Source organism: Mesonia profundi (assembly GCF_031085155.1).
In the GTDB taxonomy this organism is placed as follows: Bacteria; Bacteroidota; Bacteroidia; order Flavobacteriales; family Flavobacteriaceae; genus Mesonia; species Mesonia profundi.
Genome location: NZ_JAVHUL010000002.1, coordinates 83639 through 109322 on the forward strand (window position 1 = coordinate 83639; position 25684 = coordinate 109322).

Sequence of the window (25684 nt, forward strand, 5' to 3'; positions counted from 1 at the left end):
TTTGTTTACTAAATTACGTTTAATATTAAGGATAATAACTACTTTTAAGACAAATACTTATAAAGAGTAAAAACCCTTAATAATGAGAATTAAAGAGATAAATGTGCTGCGCGGCCCCAATTATTGGTCTATAAGACGACATAAGTTAATTGTCATGGTATTGGATTTGGAAGAAATGGAAGAAAGACCCTCTCATATCATAGAGGGGTTTTATGAACGATTAAAAAAATTACTTCCAAGCCTTAACAGTCATAGATGTTCTGAAGGTCATGAAGGAGGTTTTTTTGAACGCGTAAAAGATGGAACTTGAATGGGGCACATCATTGAGCATATTGCTTTAGAGATTCAAACTTTGGCAGGAATGGAAACGGGCTTCGGAAGAACTCGCGGGTATGGAGAAGATGGAGTTTATCAAGTAGTATTTTCTTATCTAGAGGAGAACGCAGGTAAGTTTGCGGCAGAATCTGCTGTGGCGATTTGTGAAGCTTTAATAGCCAATAAACCGTATGATTTGGAGGCAGATATTCAAGAGATGCGAGAAATTAGAGATAATTATCGTCTAGGACCAAGTACGGGCGCTATTATTTTTGAAGCGGAAGAAAGAGGAATTCCTTGGATGCGTCTCAATGAACATTCGCTATGTCAATTAGGCTATGGCTCTAAGCAAAAGCGCATACAGGCTACCGTGACGAGCGAAACCAGTTGCATAGGTGTAGAATTAGCGGGAGACAAGAAGGAGACGAAATACATGCTGAAAAAAGCTGGTATTAAAGTTCCAGAAGGTTTAATTGTTTCCAAAATAGAAGATCTCGAAAGAATAGGAGAAGAACTTGGTTATCCCGTAGTAGTAAAACCTATTGATGGAAATCATGGAAGAGGAATAAGTATAGGTGTAAATTCTTTGGCAGAAGTAAAAAAGGCTTTTGAAGAAGCCAAAAAAGTATCTTATCAGGTTATTATTGAGAGACAAATTTTTGGTTTTGATTATCGCTTATTGGCTATTAGCAATCAGTTTGTAGCGGCTTCTAAAAGAACTCCGGCGCACGTGGTAGGAGATGGGAAATTGACTGTAAAACAATTAATCGATCAAGAAAATAAAGATCCGCGTAGAGGTTATGGGCATGAAAATGTGCTCACGTTAATAAGCATCAACCGACTTACAAAAAGAATTATCGCCGATAGTGGTTATAGTTTGAAATCTGTATTAAAGAAAGGAGAGCTGTTGGTGTTAAAAGATACGGCAAATTTGAGTACAGGAGGAACGGCAGAAGATGTAACCGATATGGTGCATCCAGAAAATATTAATTTAGCTGAACGCATTTCTCGAATCATTGATCTAGACATCTGCGGAATTGATTTAATGATTGAAGATATTAGCAAGCCACTTTCCACAAGTAACGGAGGCGTAATTGAAGTAAATGCTGGTCCTGGCTTTAGAATGCATCTAGCTCCCACCGTGGGAAAAGCTAGAAATGTTGCTGCCCTAGTGGTAGATGGATTGTTTCCGCAGAAAACCGATACAGGTAAGATTCCTATCATTGCTGTAACGGGAACCAACGGTAAAACAACCACTACGCGCTTAATTGCGCACATGGCCAAAATGAACGGTTGTCGCGTGGGTTACACCACAAGCGATGGCATTTATATTCAAAACCAATTGTTGCAGGGCGGAGATTGTACGGGACCAGATAGCGCTAATTTTGTACTAAGAGATCCTGAGGTTAACTTCGCCGTTTTAGAATGTGCGCGTGGCGGTTTATTACGCGCAGGATTAGCTTTTTCTAGCTGTGATGTGGGTATAGTGACTAATGTAAGCGAAGATCACCTTGGCTTAAAAGGAATACACAATATCAAACAGTTGGCACGAGCGAAAGCGGTTATTCCAGAGGTGGTTACTTCAGAGGGTTATGCTATTTTAAACGCCGATGATGATTTAGTTTATGCTATGCGAGAAGGACTTTCGTCGAATGTAGCTCTTTTTTCTATGGAAGAAAACAATCCAAGAATTTTGGAACTGCAAGCGGAAGGTGGAATTACTGCAGTTTATGAAAACGGATACATCACGCTTTTTAAAGGAGGTGGAAAAATGCGTATCATCAAAGCAGAAAATGTTCCTTTAACTTTTGGCGGAAAAGCTAGTTTTATGATTCAGAATATTTTGCCAGCAGTGATTGCAGCGCACGTGCAGCATATTTCTATACAAGATATTAGGGCGGCTTTAGGAACTTTTGTTCCTTCTGCCTTGCAAACTCCTGGCCGACTCAATTTTTATCAATTTAAAAACTTTAAAGTTCTCATAGATTATGCTCATAACCGTGCAGGAATGATGGCTTTAAAGAATTTAACAGATAATATAGATGCCTCTACCAAACTGGGTATTGTAGCTCCTATTGGCGATCGAAGAGATGAAGATAATATAGAAATGGGAAAATTGGCTGCGGAAATGTTTGATGAAATAATTATCCGTTTTGATAAAGATTTGCGAGGACAAACCGAAGATCAACTCATAAGCATTATTAAGAAGGGAATAAGTTCGGTTAAACCGGAATTAAAACCAGAAGTAATTTTTTCTGAAACGGAAGCTTTAACGCAAGCAATAAAAAATGCAAAGAAAGACGCATTAATCGTACTTTTTTGTGACGATGTTTTGGCGGCTACTCAAGTCGTAAAAGACCTAAAAAGTCAAGAAGAAAATAACGTAGATAAATGAATTGAATAGAGCCGAGGTATTTTTCTCTTTAAGAAATACCTTCTGGTAATGTGGCGATAAAGCTTTCTAAAGTATAGGCATCATCTATATTATAATCTCCAATCTTTGTTCTTCGGAGTCCAGAAAGATGCGCGCCGCTATCTACCGCTTTTCCAAAATCATGCGCCAAACTTCTTATGTAAGTCCCTTTGCTGCAACTTACTTTAAAGTCTACTTCGGGGACATTTATCCGCGTAAGCGAAAAAGAAGATATGCTGACTTTTCTAGGGTCTATTTTTACCTCTTCTCCTTTACGAGCATATTCATACAAGCGTTTTCCATCTTTTTTTAAGGCAGAAAAAATGGGAGGGTATTGTTCTATTTCTCCTAAAAATTGCGGAATGGCGTTTTCTAAAATTTCTTCGGAAAGATGCTCGGTAGAAAAAGTCTCATCAATTTCGGTTTCTAGATCGTAAGAAGGCGTGGTGCTACCAAGGGTAAACGTGCCGGTATATTCTTTTTCTAAACCTTGCAATTCTTGAATGCGTTTGGTAAATTTCCCCGTGCAAATAATGAGCAGTCCAGTCGCCAACGGATCTAAAGTGCCTGCGTGACCTACTTTTATCTTTTTGATGCCATAATTTTGCCTAATAAGCCATCGCACTTTATTTACCAGTTGAAAGGAAGTCCATTCCAAGGGTTTGTCGAAAAGTAGAACTTGTCCGTTTTTAAAATCTTCGTCGGTCATACTAAACACTTAAAGGCATTACGAAATAGTGAATAACGAAAATGGCGATTCCAATAGCAATTCGGTAATAACCAAAAACTTTAAATCCGTGTTTGGTAAGGTATCCAATAAAAGATTTTATAGCGAAAATGGCTACGATAAAGCCTATTACATTTCCAAGAATGAGTAAATTGATTTGGTTGTCACTTAGCACAAAGCCTTCTTGGTAATAATCCCATGTTTTTTTTACGGTTGCTCCAAACATGGTAGGAACCGCTAAGAAGAAAGAAAATTCTGCGGCAGTGGTTCTAGAAAGTTTCTGGCTCATTCCTCCCACAATAGAAGCGCCACTTCGGGAAACTCCTGGAATCATAGCGATACATTGGAAAAAACCAATTTTTAAAGCCGTGAGGTAAGAAATTTCTTCGTCTTCAGAGCCATTAAACCAATCGTCTACTTTTAAGAGAATAAAACCACCAATAATAAGCGAAATAGCTACAATTAAGGGACTCTCTAAAAGCTCATCAATAAAGTCATTTAGCAATAAGCCAAGGAAGACAGCTGGAAGAAAAGCAACAAATAGTTTTTTATAAAAATCGACACTTTGTAAAAACCTTTTCCAGTATAATACCAATACGGAGAGAATGGTACCAAATTGTATAACAATCGTAAAAAGTTTGGTGAAATCGTCGCCGGCAATGCCAAACAAAGAAGAAACAATAATCATGTGTCCTGTAGAAGAAACAGGAAGAAACTCGGTTAGACCTTCGATGATGGCCAACACAATAGCATTAAATAAATCCATTACTTTTTATTCGGGTTTAATAGAATGGCATAAACTTCGATTCCAAAACCGAGTAATACCAACATAGGAGCTAGACGAATTCTGCGCCAGCTAAAAATTTCTGGATTAAAAACTTCGGGATCATCGCTGCCTCCGCCCGTCATTAAAAGAAAACCTAAAGCGATGACCCCCAATCCGATGGCCATCATCACAAAATTCTTTTTTTCAAAAATAAAGTAAGGTTGGTTTTTCACCTCTTTCGTAACCTCACGTCTTTTTTTCTCGCCCATATTCAATCGTAATTAAGTTTGCAAAAGTAGGAAAAAAACCTTCTCTTTCTAGATTTAATAATAGAGTTCGTCTGTTTTCAGGTTTAAGAAGCGCTGGGTAGCAAAGAATGTACTCAACCAAGAAATGATGATTCCCAACAGTAAAACACCTATAAAAAGAGCTCCTAAAATCAGTTCATCTTTAAGTAATTCCAGTTCTGGGAAAGTTTTATCGATATAATATAAAACCGCAGCCATTCCTAAAAGAGCCACAACAGCACCTACAATTCCTAACTTTACACTTTTCCAAATAAAAGGGCGGCGTATAAATCCTTTGGTAGCACCAACCATTTGCATGGTTTTAATGGTAAACCGTTTAGAATATACCGAGAGACGAATGGAGCTATTAATTAATAAGACAGCTATAAACGTAAATAAACCACTAATCACTAAAATCCAAAAACTAATTCGCTTTACATTATCGTTTAATAAGGCGATAAGTGGCTTGTCATAAACGACTTCATCAACAAAATCTTTCTCGTTGAGGTCACGAGAAATTTCGGCAATTTGAGTTTCTGAAACATAATCGGCGTTAAAGTAAACATCAATCGAGTTTTGTAACGGATTGTAACCTAGAAAGTCCATAAAATTCTCTCCAATCTCTTCACTATGCGCTTTGGCAGCATCTTCTTTAGAGACAAAATTGGTAGATTTGGTATATTCGGCTAAAGCCAAACTTTTTTCAAGCTGATTGATTTCTACTTCTTTGGCGGTATCTTTAAGGTAGACCGTTAAAGCGATTTGTTCCTTAAAATGATCTGCTACTTTTTTGGTATTCAAGACCAATAAGCCTAATAAACCCAATAGAAATAGGACTAGCGAGATGCTAATGACAACAGAAAAATAAGACGAAATCAAGCGTCTTTTTTGATATCTTTCAAAAGAAGAACTCATAAATTAACTGGTTGTTTTTGTGTAAAAATAAGAAAGTAATTGAAACTCCTTTCTTTAAAACGTTCAAACTTTTCACTTTCGTACATTAATGGTACTTTTGCGACTTCAATTTGAGTAATCGCAACGACGATAAATATAAAAGATGAGCTACAATTTTAACGAGATCGAAGCCAAATGGCAAAAATATTGGGAAAAAAACCAAACTTTTAAAGCCGCTAACGACAGTGAAAAACCTAAGTTTTATGGTTTAGATATGTTTCCTTATCCTTCGGGAGCTGGTTTGCACGTGGGGCATCCCTTAGGCTATATTGCAAGTGATATTGTGGCGAGATTTAAGCGGCATCAAGGCTTTAATGTATTGCATCCGCAAGGCTATGATTCTTTTGGTTTACCGGCAGAGCAGTATGCGATACAAACCGGTCAGCATCCTGCAAATACTACCAAAGTAAACATCGAAGGTTGTTTAGATAAGCAAGGTAATATTTTAGCAGAATATGTTAATGATGATGGTAGTATAAAAAATGAAGTAGTATTATCTAAGAATAATAAAGGTTTCCCTCCTTATTCTTTTGATGATGATTATAGAGATTATGTAATAAAAGGCTACCGCAATCAATTAGATAAAATTGGTTTTTCTTTTGATTGGAGTCGGGAAGTGAGAACCAGTGATCCTAATTACTATAAATGGACGCAGTGGATTTTTATTCAGCTTTTTGAAAGTTGGTATGATAAAGAAAGTGATAAAGCCCGACCTATTTCTGATTTAATCGAGCTTTTTAATCAAGACGGGAATACGAAAGTAAACGCGGTTTGTGATGAAGGAGTTGCAAATTTTTCCGCGGAAGCGTGGCAAAACCTGAGCGACAAAGAACAGCAGGAAATTTTATTACAATACAGACTGACTTATTTAGCCGAAACCGAAGTCAACTGGTGTCCAGAATTAGGAACTGTATTGGCGAATGACGAGATTGTAAACGGCGTGTCTGAGCGTGGTGGTTATCCCGTAGTGAGAAAGAAAATGAAACAATGGAGCATGCGTATTTCTGCTTACGCGGAACGCTTGCTGCAAGGTTTAGAAAGTTTAGATTGGACCGAAAGTCTTAAAGAAACCCAACGCAACTGGATTGGAAAATCGGTGGGGGCAATAGTTGAATTCCCCATCCTAACCTTCCCCGAAGGGGAAGAGAAAGCACGCCCAAAATATATGACTGGCGGGAATAATTCACAGTTGCTTATTAAAAAAGCTCAGGAAAATAGAGATAAGCCTACAGAAGCTGAAGCGGCTCTTTGGTCACAGTTAAGGAATAAAAATATTGGTTATAAATTTAGGCAACAGCACCTTATTGGAGACTTTATAGTTGATTTTGTTTGTTTGCGTAGAAAATTGGTTATCGAAGTTGATGGAGGAATTCACGATACCACCAAAGAATATGACCAGGAGAGAACCAAAATCTTAAATGAAAAAGGCTTCGACGTAATTCGTTTTAAAAATGAAGAAGTTCTAGGTAATACAGAAGCAGTTTTAGATAAAATAAGTAAAGAGTTGGAAAGTCAAGTCTTCCCCTTGGGGGAGTCCCGACGCTTCGGGATAGATGGGGATGTTCCCCCTTCGGGGGCTAGGGGGATTTCTGTCTTCACTACCCGTCCTGACACCATTTTTGGCGTGACTTTTATGACCTTGGCGCCAGAGCATGAATTGGTTTCAAAAATCACCACCTCCGCGCAAAAAGAAGCTGTAGAAAGTTATGTGAAAGCGACAGCAAAACGCAGCGAACGTGAACGTATGGCCGATGTGAAAACCATCTCGGGTGTATTTACTGGCGCTTATGCCGAGCATCCGTTTACGAAAGAAGCGGTGCCCATTTGGATTGGAGATTATGTTTTGGCAGGTTATGGAACCGGAGCGGTGATGGCGGTACCTTGCGGAGATCAGCGGGATTATGATTTTGCAAAACACTTTAATATCCCCATTAAAAATATTTTTAAAGATGTCGATATTTCTGAAGCAGCACACGCTGGCAAAGAGGGAACGCTGATTAATAACTCAGATTTTTTAAATGATCTTCCTTATAAAAAAGCCCTTAAGACAGCGATTTATGAATTAGAAAAAATAGGACAAGGGGAAGGAAAAACCAATTACCGCTTGCGCGATGCTGTATTTAGCCGCCAGCGTTATTGGGGAGAACCCTTTCCCGTATATTATGTAAACGGAATGCCACAAATGATAGACGCCGAGCATTTGCCTATTCGTTTACCCGAAATAGAAAAATACCTACCTACCAAAGAAGGCGAGCCGCCTTTAGGTCGCGCCGAGAATTGGGCTTGGGATACGCAAAAAAATGAAGTGGTAAGCAACGAATTGATTGATGATGCCACGGTGTTTAAATTAGAATTGAATACGATGCCAGGATGGGCAGGAAGCTCGTGGTATTTCTTCAGGTATATGGAGGATAAGAAGCTAGATGAGGTTTTCGCTTCCGCGGAAGCGATGCAGTATTGGCAGAATGTAGATTTGTATATTGGAGGAAGCGAACACGGAACCGGGCATTTATTGTACGCTCGTTTTTGGACCAAATTTTTAAAAGACCGCGGACTTGTACCCGTAGAAGAGCCTTTTAAAAAGCTCATCAACCAAGGAATGATTTTGGGAGAGAGTGCGCTTGTGTATAGAGTTGAAGGAAAAAGTACGTTTGTGTCTAAAGATTTGAAAGATCAATATGAGACACAAGCTATTCACGCAGATGTTTCTTTGGTCAACACTTCTAATGAATTAAATATCGAAGCTTTTAAAAATTGGCGAGAAGAGTTTAAGGATGCCGAGTTTATTACCGAAGAAAACGGAAAATACATCGTAGGTCGTGAAGTTGAAAAAATGTCGAAATCTAAGTACAACGTGGTAAATCCAGATGATATTTGTGATGAATATGGGGCAGATACTTTACGGATGTACGAGATGTTTTTAGGTCCGTTAGAGCAAGCCAAACCTTGGAATACGGCAGGAATCACGGGAGTACACAATTTCTTAAAGAAGCTATGGAAATTATACCATAGCGGAGAAGAGTTTTTGGTTAGCGATGAAAAAGCAAGTCCGGAGAGCTTAAAAATCCTACATAAAACCATCAAAAAAGTAACCGAAGATATTGAAGATTTTAGTTTTAATACATCAGTATCTACGTTTATGATTTGCGTAAATGAGCTGGCGGCTCAAAAGTGTAGCAGCAGAGAGGTGTTAGAACCACTTGCGATTTTAGTTTCTCCTTATGCGCCACATATCGCCGAAGAGCTTTGGAGTTTTATGGGGCATCAAGAAAGTATTGCTACGGCAGCTTATCCTCAGTTGGAAGAGAAGTTCTTGGTAGAAAGCAACAAAACATACCCCGTTTCTTTTAATGGTAAAATGCGTTTTACCTTAGATTTATCGTTGGACTTGTCTAAAGAGGAAATTGAAAAAGCGGTAATGGCAGATGAAAGAACTCAAAAACAATTGGAGGGTAGAACGCCTAAGAAGGTGATTATTGTTCCTGGTAAGATTGTAAATATTGTGGGGTAGGGATTTATATATAAATGGTAAGATATAAAAAAAGCGGTCTAAGAATGTTGGACCGCTTTTTTTAGCTATTTATTTTACTTTTTCAACTTCATCCAAGTAAGGAACTCTTAGTACTTGTCCTGGATATATTTTATCTGGATCTGTAAGCATAGGCTTGTTGGCTTCAAAAATAACAGGATACTTCATCGCATCTCCATATACTTCTTTAGCCACCTTACTTAAAGTGTCTCCGCTTTTTACGGTGTGAAATCTAGATTCTCTTACCGGTTCGCAATCTTCTTCTTCTGGCATTGGCGCCACAGTCATTTTGTCGTCTACTTTGGCAATTCCTTCAGAGTTTCCTATCACTAAGACCACTTTTTCTTTGGTCGCTTGGTCTGCTGCTTCTCCCCAAACCATGGCTTTGTCATCGTCTAATTCGATTTTTAAGTCGTTCACTTTTAAGTCTAAGCTATTAACGGTTCTCTTTAGTTTTCCAATGGCGTCGTCTTTCTTTTCGGCGGTTGTTTTTCCGCCAAATATTTTAGCTCCGGCATCTTTAATAAATGAAAATAATCCCATAGTTTTTTAAATTTTAAGTTCTTGTCAAGATAATACTAAAGAAGATGTCTAAGAAATTTTGAAATTTAAAAACTTGTTAAAGTTTGCTTTTTAAGGTAAGCTAAATGATTTGGTGCTATTTTTGTTATCAACTCTTAAAACAAAAGCTATGATGGGATATTATATACTTATTGGTGCAATTATGCTGGTAAGTTGGTACGTGGGACATAAATTAAAAACTAAGTTTAAAAAATACTCGAAAGTACATTTAGAAAACGGAATGAGTGGTGCCGAGATCGCTCGTAAAATGTTAGAGGATAATGGAATTTATGACGTAAAAGTGATTTCTACTCCGGGTCAGCTGACAGATCATTACGATCCGCAAAAGAAGACCGTTAATTTAAGTGAATCGGTTTACGCGCAACGCAATGCAGCAGCTGCGGCGGTAGCGGCTCACGAATGTGGTCACGCCGTGCAGCACGCAAAAGCCTATAGCTGGTTAAAAATGAGAAGTAATTTGGTGCCTATGGTGAGCATCGCTTCAAAATACAGTCAATTTGTAATTATGGGAGGTATCATCTTAATGGTGATGAATTTAGCTGGCGTAGGACAAACGGTTTTATTGGTAGGAATTGTGATGTTTGGATTGGGGACCTTGTTTAGTTTTATTACCCTTCCTGTGGAATATGATGCGAGTAACCGAGCTTTAGCTTGGTTAAAAACCGAAAACATTGTAACGCCTCAAGAATACGAAGGTTCTAAGGATTCGCTCAAATGGGCCGCGAGAACGTACGTAGTAGCTGCAGTTGGATCTCTGGCAACTTTGCTTTATTTTGTAGGGATATTTTTAGGGAGAGATTAAAAATTATAGATAAAAATTTTGATAAATTTTACATTAAAACGCTTCTACTTAGAGGCGTTTTTTTATTTTTAGAACATGAAGACTTTTATAGAAGAAACCCTAGATCATTTACTTTCCAATCCCTCTTTCGACTTTAGTAAAACCACATTTATTTTACCGAGTAAAAGAGCGGGGAATTTTTTAAAGCAGGTGATTAAAGCTAAAGTGCATACCACTATTTTTATGCCCGAGGTTTTAAGTACCGAAGATTTTATTGCGCAGATCACTGGACTTATTCCGTTGGACAATACGAGCAGTATTTTTAAGCTCTACCAAACCTATAAGAAGACCATAGATAAAGAGCATCAAGAGTCTTTTGATAGTTTTTACGCTTGGGCACAAACCCTAATCTATGATTTTAATGAAATAGATCGTTACCTCATTGATGCCGATCATTTCTTTAGTTACCTCTCCAGAATTCAAGACATCAACCATTGGTCTAAGGGAGAAAATCAAACCGATTTGGTGAAAAACTACCTGTGGTTTTGGAAGCAGTTGCCGCAGTTGTATAAAAATTTCACTCAGCATATTTTAGAAGAAGGCAAAGCCTATCAAGGTTTAATGTACCGAGAAGCTTCAGAAAAAATAGGAAATTACGTAAAGCAAACGGATCAAAATTATATTTTTATAGGCTTTAATGCCCTGAATACTGCAGAACAGCAACTGATTCAGCATGTGTTAAAAGAAGAACGCGGAGAGATATTTTGGGATGTAGACCATGCTTTTTATCATAATCCTAACCACGAAGCTTCTTTATTTATAAGAAACTATGTAAAGAATTGGGATTACTTTAAAGAGAATCCGCTGCAGGATCTTCCTAAAAACTATGAGCAACCTAAACAAATTGAACTTATAGGAATTCCCAAAAATGTAGGTCAGGCTAAATATATTGCTCAAATTTTAAAGGAACTACCGCCAGAAGAAATCAGTCAAACGGCCGTAGTGCTTAATGACGAAGGTTTATTGCCGGTTTTATTAAACTCTTTGCCAGAGAATGTAGAGAAAATCAACATTACGATGGGGCTTCCTTTGGGCGATACGCCGCTGGCTTCTTTGTTTGAAAGCTTATTTAAAATACAAGAACGAGAGGAAGATCAGCTTTATTTTAAATGGGTGTTGGAGGTGTTGAAACATCCTTTTGTACTACAAATTTTTTCTTCGGAAAGTGAACAACTTCAGAAGAAAATTATCGAATCTAATTTGGTGTTTATCGCTTTAGATACCATTAAAGACACCAAAAATGCTGAATTTAATGAATTTCTAGAACTCGCTTTTCATTTGCATGCCAGTACCCAAAGTTTTATAGATGCAATGATTCAGCTGATTCAAATTTTACGAGGCAAAGAGATGAAAGACTACGCGCTAGAGACCGAATATTTATTCCACTTTAATAAGCTTTTTGTTCAGTTAAAAAACATCTTGCAAGAGCAAAGTCCGGTAGACCATATTAAAGTGCTTTATAAAATATATAGAGACAGTCTGAGTTCACAGTCCTTAGATTTTGCCGGTTCTCCGTTTGACGGTTTGCAATTGATGGGAATGTTAGAAACGCGGGTAATCGATTATAAAAATGTTATCTTAACCTCGGTTAATGAAGGGGTTTTACCTGCCGGAAAGAGCAACAATTCTTTTATTCCTTACGATCTAAAGAAAGAATACGGTTTACCTACGTATAAAGAAAAAGATGCGGTGTACACCTATCACTTCTACCGATTGATGCAACGTGCCGAGAATATTCATATCTTGTACAATACAGAGCAAGACGGACTTAATGCCGGAGAAAAGAGTAGGTTTATCACCCAGTTGGAAGTGGAAAGAAAGTTAACTTCAGCTTTTGTGAATCCTAAAGTGCCTTCTATCTCGCATCAATTAATAGAGATTGCTAAGACGCCAGAAGTAATTCAGAAATTGGAAAAACTGGCCGCATACGGCTTTTCACCTTCGGCATTGACGACTTATATTCGGAATCCTTTAGATTTTTATAAACGTTATGTGTTAGGCATTAAAGACGAGCAGGCCGTAGAAGAAACCGTTGCCGCCAATACTTTGGGAACGATTATTCACGATAGTCTAGAACATTTATTTCTTCCTTATGTGGGGAAAGAAATCCGTAAAGAAGATATAGATCAGCTTTTTAAATTAAGTGATCAAGAAGTCTTGACGCAGTTTAAAAACGTGTATAAAAATGCCCCCATTCATAAAGGAAAAAATTTATTGATTCACGAAGTCGCTAAACGTTATTTGTATAATTTCTTACAGTCTGAAAAGAAAGAATTGGAGGGACATTCGGTAAAAATCATCAGTTTAGAAGCCGAAGAGAAAATAGCATTGAACATCCCTCAACTTCAGGTACTGGTTAGCATCAAAGGAAAAGTAGATCGTTTGGATTCTTTTGACGGAATTACACGAATTATAGATTATAAAACCGGGAAAGTAATGGCAAGTGACGTTTCCATAAAAGATTGGGATTTGCTAGGTACCGACTATAAGTATAGCAAAGCTTTTCAAGTTTTGTGTTACGCTAAAATGATCTTAAAAGAAGAAGATTATGATAAAGCTCAAGGCGGAATTATTTCGTTTAAGAATTTAAAATCGGGATTTTTAGCTTTAAAAGAAGGGAAAGAAACCTTGATTACCGCTGAAACGATGCGTAAATTTGATGAGGTTTTAAATAATGTAATCATTGAGATTTTAAATCCTGATATTCCATTTAAAGAAAAAGAAGTATGATACGAGAAAAGAATTTTACCCTAACGGGAAGCAATGGATTACCTATTGTCACCGATGTGTTTTTTAAGCCCAACCAACGCCTGAAGCCGATCGTTATTTTTTGTCACGGTTATAAAGGCTTTAAAGATTGGGGCGCATGGGATTTGGTAGCCGAGGAATTTGCCGAAAACGATTTCTTTTTTATCAAATTTAATTTTTCCCACAATGGAGGAACAGCAGAAAATCCCATAGATTTTCCTAATCTGGAAGCTTTTGGGCAAGATAATTACACCAAGCAGTTAAACGACTTGCAAACGGTGATTGATTGGATGATGATTACCAAAGAATTTGCTAAAAACGCTAACGTACAGCAAGTGCATTTAATTGGTCATAGTAGGGGAGGCGGAATTGTAATGCTAAAAGCTAACGAAGAAAATAAAATTAAAACGGTGACCACTTGGGCGGGAGTAAGCGATTTTGCTTCTCGTTTCCCTTCCGGAGAAAAATTGGCCAAATGGAAAAAAGATAAAGTTTATTATGTAGAAAATGGAAGAACCAAGCAGCAAATGCCGCATGATATTCAGTTTTATGAAGATTTTTTAGCGTATAGGGAGTGCCTAGACATTGCTCAAGCGGTGAAGCATTTAAAAATTCCGCAACTTATCATTCATGCCAAGGGAGATACTTCTGTAAATGTAGATGAAGCCAGGCAAATAAAGGAGTGGAATCCTAAAAGTAAACTCTTTTTATTGGAAGGAAGCAACCACGTTTTTGACACGCAGCATCCTTGGAAATCTGATAAAATGAGCGAAAGCTTAAGGCAAGTGACTCATGAAACAATACAATTTATAAAAAATAATTAATGGAGTCACAATTGATTATTCTTATAGGATCGTTATTGCTTCTTATGAGTATTCTGGCGGGTAAAACTTCCTATAAATTTGGAGTGCCTACCTTGGTGTTATTTCTTACGGTAGGAATGTTGGCGGGCTCTGAAGGAATATTGGGCATCGAATTTAATAGTCCCACCCTTGCTCAATTTATAGGGATTATAGCACTTAACGTGATTCTCTTTTCTGGTGGTTTAGATACGCGCTGGAAAGCTGTGCAGCCCGTAGCCATCAAGGGACTTTTGTTGTCTACGCTAGGTGTTTTTATCACTGCAGGCGCCGTGGGAGGTTTTACGTATTATCTGTTAGACTTTACACTCATTGAGGCCTTTTTATTAGGTGCAATTGTTTCCTCTACTGATGCTGCGGCAGTTTTCTCCATTTTAAGGTCTAATAATATCAATTTAAAATATGGGATTCGCCCCATGTTAGAATTAGAAAGTGGAAGTAATGACCCTATGGCCTATTTTCTAACGACATTGTTCACGGGGATGGTAGTTGCTCAAGAATTTTCTTTGACCGCTTCGGTTTTAGATTTGGTGTTGCAACTTGCTATAGGTGGGGTTGCTGGATACTTTTTAGGAAAAGCAAGTAAGTGGCTCATCAATAAAATAGCTTTAGATTTTGAAGGTTTATATCCTGTTTTGGGCCTAGCCTTAAGTTTTATTATTTATTCCTTTACGGAAGTGATTCACGGAAATGGATTTTTGGCGGTGTATGTCTCTTCGGTACTTTTGGCTAATAGTAAATTGGTGAAAAAGTATGCTTTGCGTCAGTTTTTTGATGGTTTTGCTTGGTTGATGCAAATTATTTTGTTCCTAACTTTGGGCTTATTGGTCTTCCCATCTCGCGTAATAGAAATCTTGCCTATAGGTTTGGCGATTGCTTTATTTTTAATACTTGTGGCGCGACCCTTAAGTGTTTTTATCAGCTTGGCGTTCTTTAAGGTGAATATAAGAAGTAAATTATTTATTTCTTGGGTAGGCTTACGAGGGGCAGTTCCCATTGTTTTTGCCACCTTCCCGATGGTAATGGGCTTAGAAAACGCCGACTTGATTTTTAATATCGTTTTCTTAATCACGCTGGTTTCTATTTTAGTACAAGGGACGACGATTAACAAAATGGCGCAATGGTTAGGGGTTCAAGATGATGACGTAAAGACCTTAAAAAAAGCAAGAGCCTTCGAGTTTTCTGAAGATTCTAAAACGGAGAGTGCCGAGATTTATATTTCTGCAAATAGTAAAGTGATTGGGAAAAAGATCCATGAATTAGACTTGCCTAAAGACAGTCTTATTGTGATGGTCGTAAGAGAAGCCAACTATTTTGTTCCTTCGGGAGAGACCGAATTGAAGTATGGTGATACTTTACAGGTGATTTCAACAACTTCAAAAGATTTAACAAAAATGGCTCAAGATTTTGGATAATTGTTTATTTTAGCCTTTCGTTTGGGGGATTAGCTCAGTTGGCTAGAGCGTTTGGCTGGCAGCCAAAAGGTCATCGGTTCGACTCCGATATTCTCCACACTCCAACCCCGCATTAGCGGGGTTTTTTCTTTTCAACAATTTTCTTTCCCAATAATAAAGTATTGACGCCATTAACAGCCTCTAGTTTTTCAAAGGAAATAAGCGGAGCTATTTTTTCTATCAAGATATCGATTGCTGCCTGGTGGGCGTTTTTAATACCGGCATTAAAAATGATGACTGCATGGGGTTGAAGTAAATTTTCAACATGCTGCCAAAAGTCAATCTCTAGAAATAGAGTTGGGATTTGAGTGCCGATAAACAGATCTACGATGAGGGTTTCATAAAAATGAGTATCTGTTTGTACAAAGTCAGTAGCATCTTGACAAACCACTTGTAAAGGTTCATATTGCTGAATCTTAAATTCATCTTTTGCGATTTCAATAATTTTAGCATCTATTTCTACGGCAGTGATGCTTCCGGTAAAACTAAAATTCTTCCGAAGTAATTCTAAAATACTACCTCCGCCAAGACCTAAAACCAAGACTTTTCCGGCTCTATTAGGATAGGTTTTCTCTAATCCTATTTTTAAGATTTCGTGTAATGCACCGTAAGAGTAGTTGGCTTGTTGAGTATTTAGTATTTTCCTTCCGTTAAGCCAAGTGATCTCTAACATCCCGCTGTAATCAGATTTTATCTTCTTATTCAACATAGAAAGTGGATTCAGGTTATTTTTCATGTAAAACGAGCCTAATTTTTAAGGAGTTGCTGAGTAAAGTCACCTTCAGAAGTATGAATTCTGACAAAATAAATTCCGTTAGGTAAATTTTCTATGTGATATTCTTGTTCCGCTAAAATAATAGAATTAATGACCACATCAGTTTTTACTTGAAAACTGCTTTGGACAGGGTTGGGAAATAAAGAAAAATTACTTTTTGTAACTTCTTTTATAGAAAGTGTTTTATTGTTGTAATAAGCTTTGTCTCCGTTGTTTTTTTTCAATAATCAGCTGGTAAGAAGTACTGGATAGATTATTTATAGTATAACTGAAAGTATTATTATTATCAGATTGAAAATAATCCCAATAAAAATCTTCAGGATAAACACTAGAAATATTAAACAAGAGAGAACTCTTTTCTTGCGGGTTGGTTTTTTTTATCGTAATTACCTTCCCCCATGTTTAAAAAATAAAAAGAGTTAGTGTTGTTTATAAAAACAGTTTCAGCTTCATATAGTTCTAGGTTAAAATAAATTGTAGTAAAACTAAAGGTAGGGAATATTTGAAAGAAAAGTAGGTATTCACCCCCTGTATTAAGATATTCATCACTGTCAACGATAACCTTGTCTAACTCCCATGTATATTGGTTTAGTTCGGTTTCTTGGGAAAAACTTAAAGAACTAATCAGTAAAAATAAAAAAAGTGTAATTTTTTGAAACATAACACACAGGTTTGTGTCTCTTTAAAATTACACTTTTTATTTAAAAGACAGTGGTTTAGCCTACAATATTATCTTCATTGTAACCTAAAAACTTCACATCTTTTTCGGTGAATTTGATCCCGTTTTCGGCTAATTCTGCCAAAATAGGTTCATATACTTCTTTGCTAATAGGTCTTAAAACTCCCGGCGTCTTAATCTCTTTATTTAAGATTTTTATGGTGGCAATCGCTACGGGTAAACCTACGGTTTTTGCCATCGCGGTATAGGTTTGGTCTTCTCCAATATGAACCATAGTGGAATCGATTTGCTTTTTCTCGCCCTTAAGCTCATATCCAAATTTATGATACATTACGATCATATCTTTATCGTCTGGCGCTAAAGTCCATTTCTCTTCCAATATTTTTTGTAAAGCTTGTGCTGGTGTTGCTCCTTTAATCCCAATTTTCTTTTCGTTGTTAAAAATATCGAGTTCCAATAACTTCTCCCACATCAAATCATCTTGATCTATTTTAAGAGAATAGCGCATTTTAAGCTCTACAGAATCTGTTGGAGAATAGGGTAAAAATGAATTTACAAACTCTCGGTAACTCATGTTTTCAGAATCTTCCATGCTGTAAGTATCATCGGTTAAGCCTAATTGAACAAACATATTCCAAGCTTTACTAAAGCCTACTCTTCGAAGGGTTCCACGGTATAAAGTTTGAATATTATCAAGTCCGTACACACTTTGGTAAGCCAAGGAGTTCCTATTAGCAAGGCCTTCAAATTTACCATAGCCTTCTACTTCCAAAAATTCGGTTCTTCTAAAAAGACGGTGGTAAGGAATGTACTTAAATTGACCTTCTTGCATAAATTCTGCTGCTCCTCCTTGACCCGCTACCACCACGTTTCTAGGGTTCCAAGTAAATTTATAGTTCCATAGATTGGTGTCGCTCTCTGGAGCTACCAAACCACCGGTGAAAGATTCAAACAGCAATAATTTACCTCCGTTATCTCTAATTTTATCAATCACTTGCATGGCACTCATATGATCGATTCCTGGATCTACTCCAATTTCGTTCATAAAGACAAGGCCTTTTTCTTTTACATCATCATTTAAGGCTTCCATCTCTTTGCTTACGTAAGAAGCAGTTACCATGTTTTTTCCAAATTCTATACAGTCTTTGGCCACTTCTATGTGAAATCTTGCCGGAAGCATAGAAATAACAATATCGGCATTTTTTACAGCCTCTTTGCGTTCCTTTTCTTTAAAGACATCTAAGCAAATTGCTTTGGTGTTTTCGTGGTCTCCAGCAAACTTTTGGGCATTGTCTAAGGACAAATCTCCAATCGTAAGAAAGAGTTTTTCTGAAGTTGATTTTTCTTTTAAATATTTAATGAGGGAGGAGGTAGATTTCCCCGCTCCGATAATTAATATGTTTCGCATCTTAAATTAGTTATTTAAATTTGCAGTTATTCTTCAAAGTAATTAATTTAATCTGGGTTAAAAAAAATATTATGCATAGAAAGTTGTTAATTTTAGGAAGTTCAAGTGGTTTTTTAGCAGTCGTTTTGGGCGCTTTTGCAAGTCATGGTTTAGAAAAAGTTTTAACTTTAGACCAGTTAAACACCTTTGAAACGGGCGTTCGTTACCAGTTTTATCACGCTTTATTTGCAATTCTATGCGGAAGTATTTCCGCGTTAAGCGAAAAAAGTAAGAACCTCTTATTTTATATGCTCTTGGTGGGGATGATTTTATTTTCGGGTTCTATTTACGGACTTGCTACCAACGAGTTGTCATCTTTTGACTTTAAAAGCATTGCTTTATTGACTCCTTTAGGGGGGGTCTTTTTAATTTTCAGTTGGTTAGTACTGCTTTTTAATGTGCTCAAAATGAAAAAGAAATAATAAATCAGCTTAATCCTGTGTTTGTTTAGTATTATTTATATTTTTGTCCTAAAGAACACAACAACTTATTTTTATGGTGGAAAATAATAAAACCACGAAAGCGTTTTCATTAGAAAACTACGGAATAAAAGATGCACAAGCTCATTATCAACTGTCTTCAGAGGAGCTTCATAACCTTGCAGTAGAAAAAGGACAGGGCGTTCAAGTAAATTCTGGGGCACTAGCTGTCAATACAGGAGAGTTTACGGGAAGATCCCCTAAAGACCGTTTTATTGTAAAAGATGAGGTGACTAAAGACGAAATATGGTGGGGCGATGTGAATATCCCTTTCGATCCAGAAAAATTTGATCGACTTTACGATAAAGTAACTGAATATCTTTCTGGAAAGGATTTATATGTAAGAGATTCATATGCCTGCGCGGACAAGGATTATCAATTGAATATTCGTGTAATCACCGAATATCCTTGGAGTAATATGTTTGCTCACAATATGTTTTTAAGACCTACGGAAGAGGAATTGAAAGATTTTTCTCCTGAATGGACGGTGATTAATGCACCAGAGTTTATGGCAGATCCAGAAGTGGATGGCACGAGACAACACAACTTTGCAATTTTAAACTTCACTAAGAAGATAGCTTTAATTGGAGGAACTGGTTATACTGGTGAAATCAAAAAAGGAATTTTCTCTGCGTTAAACTTTATTCTTCCGGTAGATAAGAATACGCTTTCTATGCACTGTTCTGCCAATGTGGGAGATGATGGGGATACAGCAATATTTTTTGGATTATCTGGAACGGGGAAAACAACTTTATCTGCAGATCCAGAACGTAAGTTAATTGGAGATGATGAGCACGGTTGGACAGAAGACAACAAAGTATTTAACTTTGAAGGAGGTTGTTACGCAAAAGTGATTAATCTTTCTCAAGAGAATGAACCAGATATCTTCAACGCGATTAGACCTGGTGCTATTTTAGAGAATGTGATCATCGATGATCAAGGCGCAGTAGATTTTGAAGATACTTCTATTACACAAAATACAAGGGTGAGTTATCCTATTTACCATATTAATAATATTCAGCAGCCGTCTGTAGGGGAGAATCCTAAGAACATTTTCTTTTTAACGGCAGATGCTTTTGGAGTATTGCCTCCTATTAGTAAATTAACTCCTGGCCAAGCAGCGTATCACTTTATTAGTGGATACACCGCAAAAGTGGCAGGAACCGAGGCTGGTATTACCGAGCCTGTTCCAAGTTTTTCAGCTTGTTTTGGAGCACCATTTATGCCACTTCACCCTACACGCTATGCAGAGATGTTAAGTAAGAAAATGCAAGATGCAGAAGTGAATGTATGGTTGGTAAACACAGGTTGGACTGGAGGTCCTTACGGAGTTGGTTCTAGAATGAAATTAAAATATACGAGAGAAATGATCTCTTCTGCTTTAGAAGGGAAGTTAGATAAGGTAGAATATCATACGCATCCTATTTTCGGATTAGAGATGCCCAAAGATTGTCTTAACGTACCTAGTGAGGTTCTTGATCCAAGAAAAACATGGAGTGACAAAGAGGCTTATGATATCAAGGCTAAGAAGTTGGCTACGTTCTTTAAAAATAACTTTAAGAAGTTTGAAGATAATGCAAGTGATGATATCTTAAAAGGAGGTCCTATTGTTTAGGTTTCCTTTTTGATATCTCTAAAAAATCCAGTTGAATGATTTCAACTGGATTTTTTTTGTCAAAAAAACAACCTCCTTATTTTTAAAATGAGGAGGTTTGTTTTAAAATATAATTTACTTTAAAAATGTGTGCTTAGGTTACTTCTTATTTTCTTTCTTAACGTATTTCTCTAAAGCCATGGTCATAGAGGGAGTCTCTGGTGCAGGGGCTTTAATATTCACGACTAAACCATGTTCTTTTGCTGCTTTAATCGTAGAGTTTCCAAATACGGCAATTCGAGTATCTTTCTGTTGAAAGTCTGGGAAGTTCTCAAAAAGAGATTTAATTCCGCTAGGACTAAAGAAGACCACGATATCATAAAAAACTTTCTCTAAGTGAGATAAGTCACTTACTACGGTTCTGTAAAAAACACCTTTAGTCCAATCGACACCTATTTTGTTGAGTTGTTTAGGAATCTCTGGTTTTAACATATCAGAAGAAGGAAGTAAAAACTTCTCTGTCTTATATTTTTTTATGATAGGGGTTAACTCTGGAAAGGTTCTTTTTCCAACATATATTTTCCTTTTTCTATAAACTACATATTTTTGTAGGTAGTAAGCAACAGCTTCACTCTGGCAAAAATACTTTAAAGAATCTGGCACTTTGTAGCGCATTTCTTCGGCAATTCTAAAAAAGTGGTCTACAGCGTTTCTACTCGTAAGAATAATTGCAGTATATTGACTTAAGTCAATTTTTTGCTGTCTTACATTTTTAGAGGAAACTCCTTCAACGTGAATAAATGGTATGAAATCAATTTTCACTTTTAATTTTTCTTCCAGTTCAGAGTAAGGAGAGTTTTCAACCTTGGGCTCGGGCTGGGAAATTAAAATTGTTTTCACTTTCATAAGCATGCAAATTTAAGGGTGAGCGTTAGCAATTACGTAATTACTTTATATAAAATAATATACGGAGCTATTTCAAGGCTGCAAAGGTACAAAATAAAGTAAAACGAAAACTTATAAATAAGTTTTTGATGTTTTGCATAGTATTTCAGCAACACAAGAAGATTAAGTGCAAGGTATAAAACTGTGATTAAAATAAGAATATTCATACTTGGTTCCCAAGTATAGATGACAATTAACAATACTGGATACAAAGAAAAAGCTAACAAATTCTTGTAAGTAATCTTATAGAAAATGTAGTTATCGATCACGTTGTCCATAGAGAAAATAGAAGCTATGATTTTTTCAAAGAGGTACTTTATTCCGATAAGGATATTTAAAATAATAAAAATTTGGAGGTAGAAGATAAAATCATATGCTACATCAAAAATAGCCCTTGTCTTAAATAATATAAATAAAGCAAGTGAAAGCGTAAAGCCGTGTGCTAGATAGAGTATAAAGCTAAAGAGGTTAAATACGGAAGGTTTCTTTTGATGTGAAGTAAAGTATTTCCCAGAAGAAAATATCTTTTTAAACTCCGTAAATTTTTCAGGGAATAATTTATTGCCAATTAAAATGATGACCAAAATAACGACTAGGATTAGAGTAATCCAATTGTAAGACTCCATATTTCTAGCAATCACTTCCAATGTATATAATTTTGGACAAAGTTAAAAATTAAATAGCTAGTATTTGCTAAAATTTTGAGGTTAAAAATAGTTACATTTGTCAAAAAAAGAGAATGGCCCAACGGCTAGTAATTATACCTACCTATAATGAAATTGAAAATATAGAGCGTATTGTTCGTAATGTATTTTCTCAAAAGCATGAGTTTCATATATTGGTGGTAGATGATAACTCTCCAGATGGTACTGCAAGCCTGGTTTCTTCCTTAAAAGAGGAGTTTGAAGGAAAGCTTTTTTTAGAATTAAGAAAAGCTAAATCAGGATTGGGAGTCGCATATATTCACGGTTTTAAATGGGCTCTAGAGAGAGATTACGAGTTTGTTTTTGAGATGGATGCCGATTTTTCTCATAATCCAAACGACTTAATACGATTGTACAATGCCTGTGTAAAAGATAAGGCAGATGTAGCTATTGGGTCTAGGTATGTGACAGGAGTGAATGTCGTTAATTGGCCTATGAAAAGAGTATTGATGTCTTATATGGCGTCAAAATACGTGAAAGCGATTACCAGAATGCCCATTCAAGATACTACGGCAGGCTTTGTGTGCTACCGAAGAGAGGTATTAGAGCGAATCAAGCTTGATTCGATTCAGTTTGTAGGTTATGCCTTCCAAATTGAAATGAAATATAAAGCCTACCTATTAAAATTTAATATCGTAGAAGTCCCTGTTATTTTTACGGATAGAACGCGGGGGGAATCAAAATTAAGCAGTAATATTATTTCTGAAGCTGTTTTTGGGGTGATTAAAATGAAGTTTAAAAGTCTATTTGGAAAAGAAGTATGAGAAAGATATTGATTAAAAACGCGAAGCTTGTTAATGAAGGCGTTGTAAAAGATGGAGAAGTTTACATTGAGGACGATCTTATTAAAGAAGTAGCAGATATTATAAGTGTAAAATCTCATGATGTAAAAGTCATCGATGCCGAAGGACAATTCTTATTGCCAGGCGTAATAGATGATCAAGTTCACTTTAGAGAGCCAGGACTTACTCATAAAGAAGATATTGCATTTGGATCGCGAGCTGCGGTTGCTGGAGGAATAACTTCCTTTATAGAAATGCCTAATACCAATCCACAAACTGTTACGATAGAATTGTTAGAAGAAAAGTTTGACCTTGCTAAAGAAAGTTCGGTAGCAAACTATTCGTTTATGTTTGGCGGTACCAATGACAATCTAGAAGAAATAAAAAAAATAAATCCGAAGAATACTCCGGCCTTAAAATTATTTCTAGGTTCTTCTACAGGAAATATGTTAGTAGATGATGAAAAGGTATTGGAAGAAATTTTTAAAAACTCCCCCGTTCTCATTGCGGTGCATTGTGAAGATGAACAGACCATAAAAGACAACCTGGCAAAATATAAGAAAGATTTTGGAGATGATATTCCTATGGTGTATCATCCAAAAATTAGAAGTGTAGAAGCATGTTACTTATCTTCTTCTAAAGCCGTGAAACTAGCTAAGAAAACAGGAGCCAAACTACATGTTTTTCATGTAAGTACGGCAAAAGAGTTAAGTCTTTTTGAGGGTAAAAAAGCTTTAAAAGACAAAAAGATAACTGCAGAGGTTTGTATTCATCATCTTTGGTTTAATGATACAGACTACGAGAAAAAAGGAACCCGAATTAAATGGAATCCTGCGGTAAAAACGGAGAAAGATCAGAAGGCTTTATTCAAGGCACTCTTAGATAATAAATTAGATGTCATTGCAACAGATCATGCGCCGCATACCAAAGAAGAAAAGGATCAGGCATATACTAAAGCACCTAGTGGCGGACCTTTAGTGCAACACGCTTTGCCAGCCATGTTAGAATTTTACCATAAAGGTCAAATAAGCCTTCCGAAGATTGTAGAGAAAATGTGTCATAATCCCGCTATTTTATTTCAAATAGAGAAAAGAGGTTACATTAGAGAAGGCTATAAAGCAGATCTTGTTTTGGTAGATCCAAACGCGCCATGGACTGTACAAAAAGATAATATTTTGTATAAATGTGGTTGGTCTCCATTTGAAAAAACTACTTTTAAATCTAGAATCACGCATACTTTTGTAAATGGGAAGCTAGTGTATAAAAACTTTAAAGTTTTGGATGTGAAAAATGGAGAACGTTTAATGTTTGATCGGTAATGAAAATTAAGATAGTCTTTCTGTTATTGCTTGTTTTAGGAGCTTGTCAGGATGTGAATATTGCACCCAAGCCCAAAAATCTTATTCCAGAAGGTAAGATGGTGGATCTCTTGGTTGACCTTCAAAAAATGGAGGCAGTTATTAGTAAAAATAAAAATAGTTTTGAACTAAGAAAGGTAAAGGTTAAGAATTTAATTTATGAAAAATACCAAGTAGATAGTCTGCAAGTCGTAGAAAGCAGCAATTATTATGCTGAAGACTTTACTACAAACGCAAGAATTTACGAAAAAGTAATTGTGAAGCTTGAAGCTCAAAAAAAAGTGATTGATAGTCTTTACGACGAAGAGATTAAAGCAACACAAGACGCAAAGATAAAAAGTAAAAAACAGGCAGATAGCCTCTAGGCTTCGTTTTCTACATAGTTTCTACCGACTCTCGTTATGGTCTTTTTAATGGGATTAAATTTAAAATTCAATGACTTTTCAATTTTAGCGGAACTATAAACAGTGGTGTTGAAAGCTGCTTTTATAGAGAGTTTAGTTATTTCTTGATTGGTTCCGAAAAGTATCCTTCCAAGCCATTGAAAAATCCACCCTATTTTTACCATCCAGGGTTGAAGTCTCTTTTTAGGAGGAGTACAACCCATCTCTTTTGCTATCTGTTGAAGCACTTCTTTAAAAGAGATACTTTCTGATACCAAGATAAAACGTTCTTGCTTTATGGAAGAATGCATTAATAAAATCATTGCTTTTGCCACATCTCGCACGTCTACAAAGCCTGTTACTAACGGAATGTAATAACGCAATCCCTTTTTTATTTTAGAAAAAAGCAAGCCGCTACCAGTTTCCCAAAATCCAACTCCAATGATCACACCAGGGTTGACAATTACCACGTTTAAACCTTCTTGGGACGCTCTCCAAACCTCCATTTCTCCTCCATACTTGGTAATCGAGTAGTTATCGAATTTATTTTCATGGTTACGCGGGGATTCTTCATCTACTATTTTTTGCTTCAGCTCACTTCCTAGAGTAGCAATAGAACTCACGTGGCAAAATTTCTTTACGGAATGACTCAGTGCTAGATTCACCATATTCGAGGTGCCTTCAATATTTATCTTTCGCAGCTTTTTGTATTCCTTATCAGAAGAATTATAGGAGACGTAACCTGCACAATGATAGACTTCTTGTACGCCTTGGAAAGCGTCAGAAAGTTGAGGTATATCTTCTAAGTGTGCTTCTACCCATTCAATGCGACTCCATTGAGAAGAAGTGAGCTTGGGATAACATGAAAGTAGCAATTCTTTGGTGTAAGTCACTTTCTTTTCTTGCCTATAAATAGCTCTTATAGGTTGGTCTAAATCTAAAAGTTGGGCAAGAAGATGACTTCCTACCAAACCTGTGGCTCCGCTAACTAAAATCATGCGGTAAATATAGCGAAATCCTAATAGGAAAATTTTCAGTTTCTCATATCTTTGTCTTTCGGTA

At 36.6% G+C, this 25684-nt stretch carries 22 protein-coding genes, 1 tRNA gene and 1 pseudogene; 12 read left to right on the plus strand and 12 right to left on the minus strand.

The window, feature by feature from the left end; genetic code table 11:
• Positions 1-154: 154 nt before the first annotated feature.
• Positions 155-2710, plus strand: a pseudogene (gene cphA / locus RBU60_RS01450) (cyanophycin synthetase).
• 28 nt (positions 2711-2738) lie between these two features.
• On the opposite strand, the gene truB reads toward cphA, so the two are convergent.
• Genes truB through RBU60_RS01470 form a run of 4 tightly spaced genes read right to left on the minus strand, consistent with a single transcriptional unit; the run spans position 2739 to position 5423 of the window.
• Positions 2739-3437, minus strand: a complete 699-nt coding sequence (gene truB, locus RBU60_RS01455) for a tRNA pseudouridine(55) synthase TruB (RefSeq protein ID WP_308862839.1) — start codon at positions 3435-3437, stop codon at positions 2739-2741.
• Position 3438: 1 nt separating this feature from the next.
• On the minus strand, positions 3439-4221 hold the full coding sequence (locus tag RBU60_RS01460; protein ID WP_308862840.1) for an undecaprenyl-diphosphate phosphatase: 783 nt from the start codon (positions 4219-4221) through the stop codon (positions 3439-3441).
• Positions 4221-4490: a DUF3098 domain-containing protein gene (locus RBU60_RS01465; RefSeq protein ID WP_308862841.1), complete on the minus strand. Its 270-nt coding sequence runs from the start codon at positions 4488-4490 to the stop codon at positions 4221-4223. The genes RBU60_RS01460 and RBU60_RS01465 overlap by 1 nt, the downstream gene beginning before the upstream one ends.
• 54 nt (positions 4491-4544) lie before the next feature.
• Positions 4545-5423 (minus strand): cell division protein FtsX, encoded by an 879-nt coding sequence (locus RBU60_RS01470; RefSeq protein WP_308862842.1) that lies wholly within the window; start codon positions 5421-5423, stop codon positions 4545-4547.
• Positions 5424-5565: 142 nt separating this feature from the next.
• On the opposite strand from RBU60_RS01470, the gene leuS reads away from it, so the two are divergent.
• The gene (leuS, locus tag RBU60_RS01475; protein ID WP_308862843.1) at positions 5566-8973 is read left to right on the plus strand and encodes a leucine--tRNA ligase; all 3408 of its coding nucleotides are present in this window, start codon (positions 5566-5568) and stop codon (positions 8971-8973) included.
• Between the two features lie 69 nt (positions 8974-9042).
• Here leuS and lysM read toward each other — a convergent pair whose 3' ends face one another.
• The gene (gene lysM / locus RBU60_RS01480) at positions 9043-9534 is read right to left on the minus strand and encodes a peptidoglycan-binding protein LysM (protein ID WP_308862844.1); all 492 of its coding nucleotides are present in this window, start codon (positions 9532-9534) and stop codon (positions 9043-9045) included.
• 148 nt (positions 9535-9682) lie between these two features.
• Here lysM and RBU60_RS01485 point away from each other — a divergent pair, with 148 nt between their 5' ends.
• The 5 genes from RBU60_RS01485 to RBU60_RS01505 all read left to right on the plus strand — a co-directional run bounded on the left by RBU60_RS01485 (position 9683) and on the right by RBU60_RS01505 (position 15534).
• On the plus strand, positions 9683-10375 hold the full coding sequence (locus tag RBU60_RS01485) for a zinc metallopeptidase (protein WP_308862845.1): 693 nt from the start codon (positions 9683-9685) through the stop codon (positions 10373-10375).
• Positions 10376-10450: 75 nt separating this feature from the next.
• The gene (locus RBU60_RS01490; RefSeq protein ID WP_308862846.1) at positions 10451-13144 is read left to right on the plus strand and encodes a PD-(D/E)XK nuclease family protein; all 2694 of its coding nucleotides are present in this window, start codon (positions 10451-10453) and stop codon (positions 13142-13144) included.
• Positions 13141-13986 carry an alpha/beta hydrolase family protein gene (locus tag RBU60_RS01495; RefSeq protein WP_308862847.1) on the plus strand — a complete coding sequence of 282 codons (846 nt, stop codon included), beginning with the start codon at positions 13141-13143 and terminating at the stop codon, positions 13984-13986. The genes RBU60_RS01490 and RBU60_RS01495 overlap by 4 nt, the downstream gene beginning before the upstream one ends.
• Positions 13986-15437: a potassium/proton antiporter gene (locus RBU60_RS01500; protein WP_308862848.1), complete on the plus strand. Its 1452-nt coding sequence runs from the start codon at positions 13986-13988 to the stop codon at positions 15435-15437. Before RBU60_RS01495 ends, RBU60_RS01500 begins: the two co-directional genes overlap by 1 nt.
• A gap of 23 nt (positions 15438-15460) precedes the next feature.
• A tRNA-Ala gene (locus RBU60_RS01505) sits at positions 15461-15534 on the plus strand.
• A gap of 15 nt (positions 15535-15549) precedes the next feature.
• Here the strand turns inward: RBU60_RS01505 and RBU60_RS01510 are convergent.
• From RBU60_RS01510 to RBU60_RS01525, 4 genes are all read right to left on the minus strand, one after another.
• Complete coding sequence (locus RBU60_RS01510) at positions 15550-16212, minus strand: spermidine synthase (RefSeq protein WP_308862849.1); 663 nt, start codon at positions 16210-16212, stop codon at positions 15550-15552.
• Positions 16213-16223: 11 nt separating this feature from the next.
• On the minus strand, positions 16224-16475 hold the full coding sequence (locus RBU60_RS01515; protein ID WP_308862850.1) for a T9SS type A sorting domain-containing protein: 252 nt from the start codon (positions 16473-16475) through the stop codon (positions 16224-16226).
• A 113-nt stretch (positions 16476-16588) separates the two neighbouring features.
• The gene (locus RBU60_RS01520) at positions 16589-16912 is read right to left on the minus strand and encodes a hypothetical protein (protein WP_308862851.1); all 324 of its coding nucleotides are present in this window, start codon (positions 16910-16912) and stop codon (positions 16589-16591) included.
• Positions 16913-16967: 55 nt separating this feature from the next.
• Positions 16968-18338, minus strand: a complete 1371-nt coding sequence (locus RBU60_RS01525) for a saccharopine dehydrogenase family protein (protein WP_308862852.1) — start codon at positions 18336-18338, stop codon at positions 16968-16970.
• 71 nt (positions 18339-18409) lie between these two features.
• Between RBU60_RS01525 and RBU60_RS01530 the strand changes: the two genes are divergently transcribed.
• Together RBU60_RS01530 and pckA are read left to right on the plus strand one after the other, a co-directional pair.
• On the plus strand, positions 18410-18799 hold the full coding sequence (locus RBU60_RS01530; RefSeq protein ID WP_308862853.1) for a DUF423 domain-containing protein: 390 nt from the start codon (positions 18410-18412) through the stop codon (positions 18797-18799).
• 73 nt (positions 18800-18872) lie between these two features.
• The gene (gene pckA / locus RBU60_RS01535) at positions 18873-20471 is read left to right on the plus strand and encodes a phosphoenolpyruvate carboxykinase (ATP) (RefSeq protein ID WP_308862854.1); all 1599 of its coding nucleotides are present in this window, start codon (positions 18873-18875) and stop codon (positions 20469-20471) included.
• Between the two features lie 138 nt (positions 20472-20609).
• Here pckA and RBU60_RS01540 read toward each other — a convergent pair whose 3' ends face one another.
• Together RBU60_RS01540 and RBU60_RS01545 are read right to left on the minus strand one after the other, a co-directional pair.
• Positions 20610-21356 (minus strand): uroporphyrinogen-III synthase, encoded by a 747-nt coding sequence (locus tag RBU60_RS01540; RefSeq protein ID WP_308862855.1) that lies wholly within the window; start codon positions 21354-21356, stop codon positions 20610-20612.
• A 32-nt stretch (positions 21357-21388) separates the two neighbouring features.
• Positions 21389-22036 carry a DUF4271 domain-containing protein gene (locus tag RBU60_RS01545; protein WP_308862884.1) on the minus strand — a complete coding sequence of 216 codons (648 nt, stop codon included), beginning with the start codon at positions 22034-22036 and terminating at the stop codon, positions 21389-21391.
• A 98-nt stretch (positions 22037-22134) separates the two neighbouring features.
• Here RBU60_RS01545 and RBU60_RS01550 point away from each other — a divergent pair, with 98 nt between their 5' ends.
• Genes RBU60_RS01550 through RBU60_RS01560 form a run of 3 tightly spaced genes read left to right on the plus strand, consistent with a single transcriptional unit; the run spans position 22135 to position 24604 of the window.
• Positions 22135-22863, plus strand: a complete 729-nt coding sequence (locus RBU60_RS01550) for a polyprenol monophosphomannose synthase (RefSeq protein WP_308862856.1) — start codon at positions 22135-22137, stop codon at positions 22861-22863.
• Positions 22860-24200, plus strand: a complete 1341-nt coding sequence (locus tag RBU60_RS01555) for a dihydroorotase (protein WP_308862857.1) — start codon at positions 22860-22862, stop codon at positions 24198-24200. Before RBU60_RS01550 ends, RBU60_RS01555 begins: the two co-directional genes overlap by 4 nt.
• Positions 24200-24604 carry a DUF4296 domain-containing protein gene (locus RBU60_RS01560; RefSeq protein WP_308862858.1) on the plus strand — a complete coding sequence of 135 codons (405 nt, stop codon included), beginning with the start codon at positions 24200-24202 and terminating at the stop codon, positions 24602-24604. Before RBU60_RS01555 ends, RBU60_RS01560 begins: the two co-directional genes overlap by 1 nt.
• On the opposite strand, the gene RBU60_RS01565 is transcribed toward RBU60_RS01560, so the two are convergent.
• Entirely contained in the window at positions 24601-25620 is a 1020-nt protein-coding gene (locus RBU60_RS01565) for an NAD-dependent epimerase/dehydratase family protein (protein WP_308862859.1), read from the minus strand. The genes RBU60_RS01560 and RBU60_RS01565 overlap by 4 nt on opposite strands.
• Between the last annotated feature and the right edge of the window lie 64 nt (positions 25621-25684).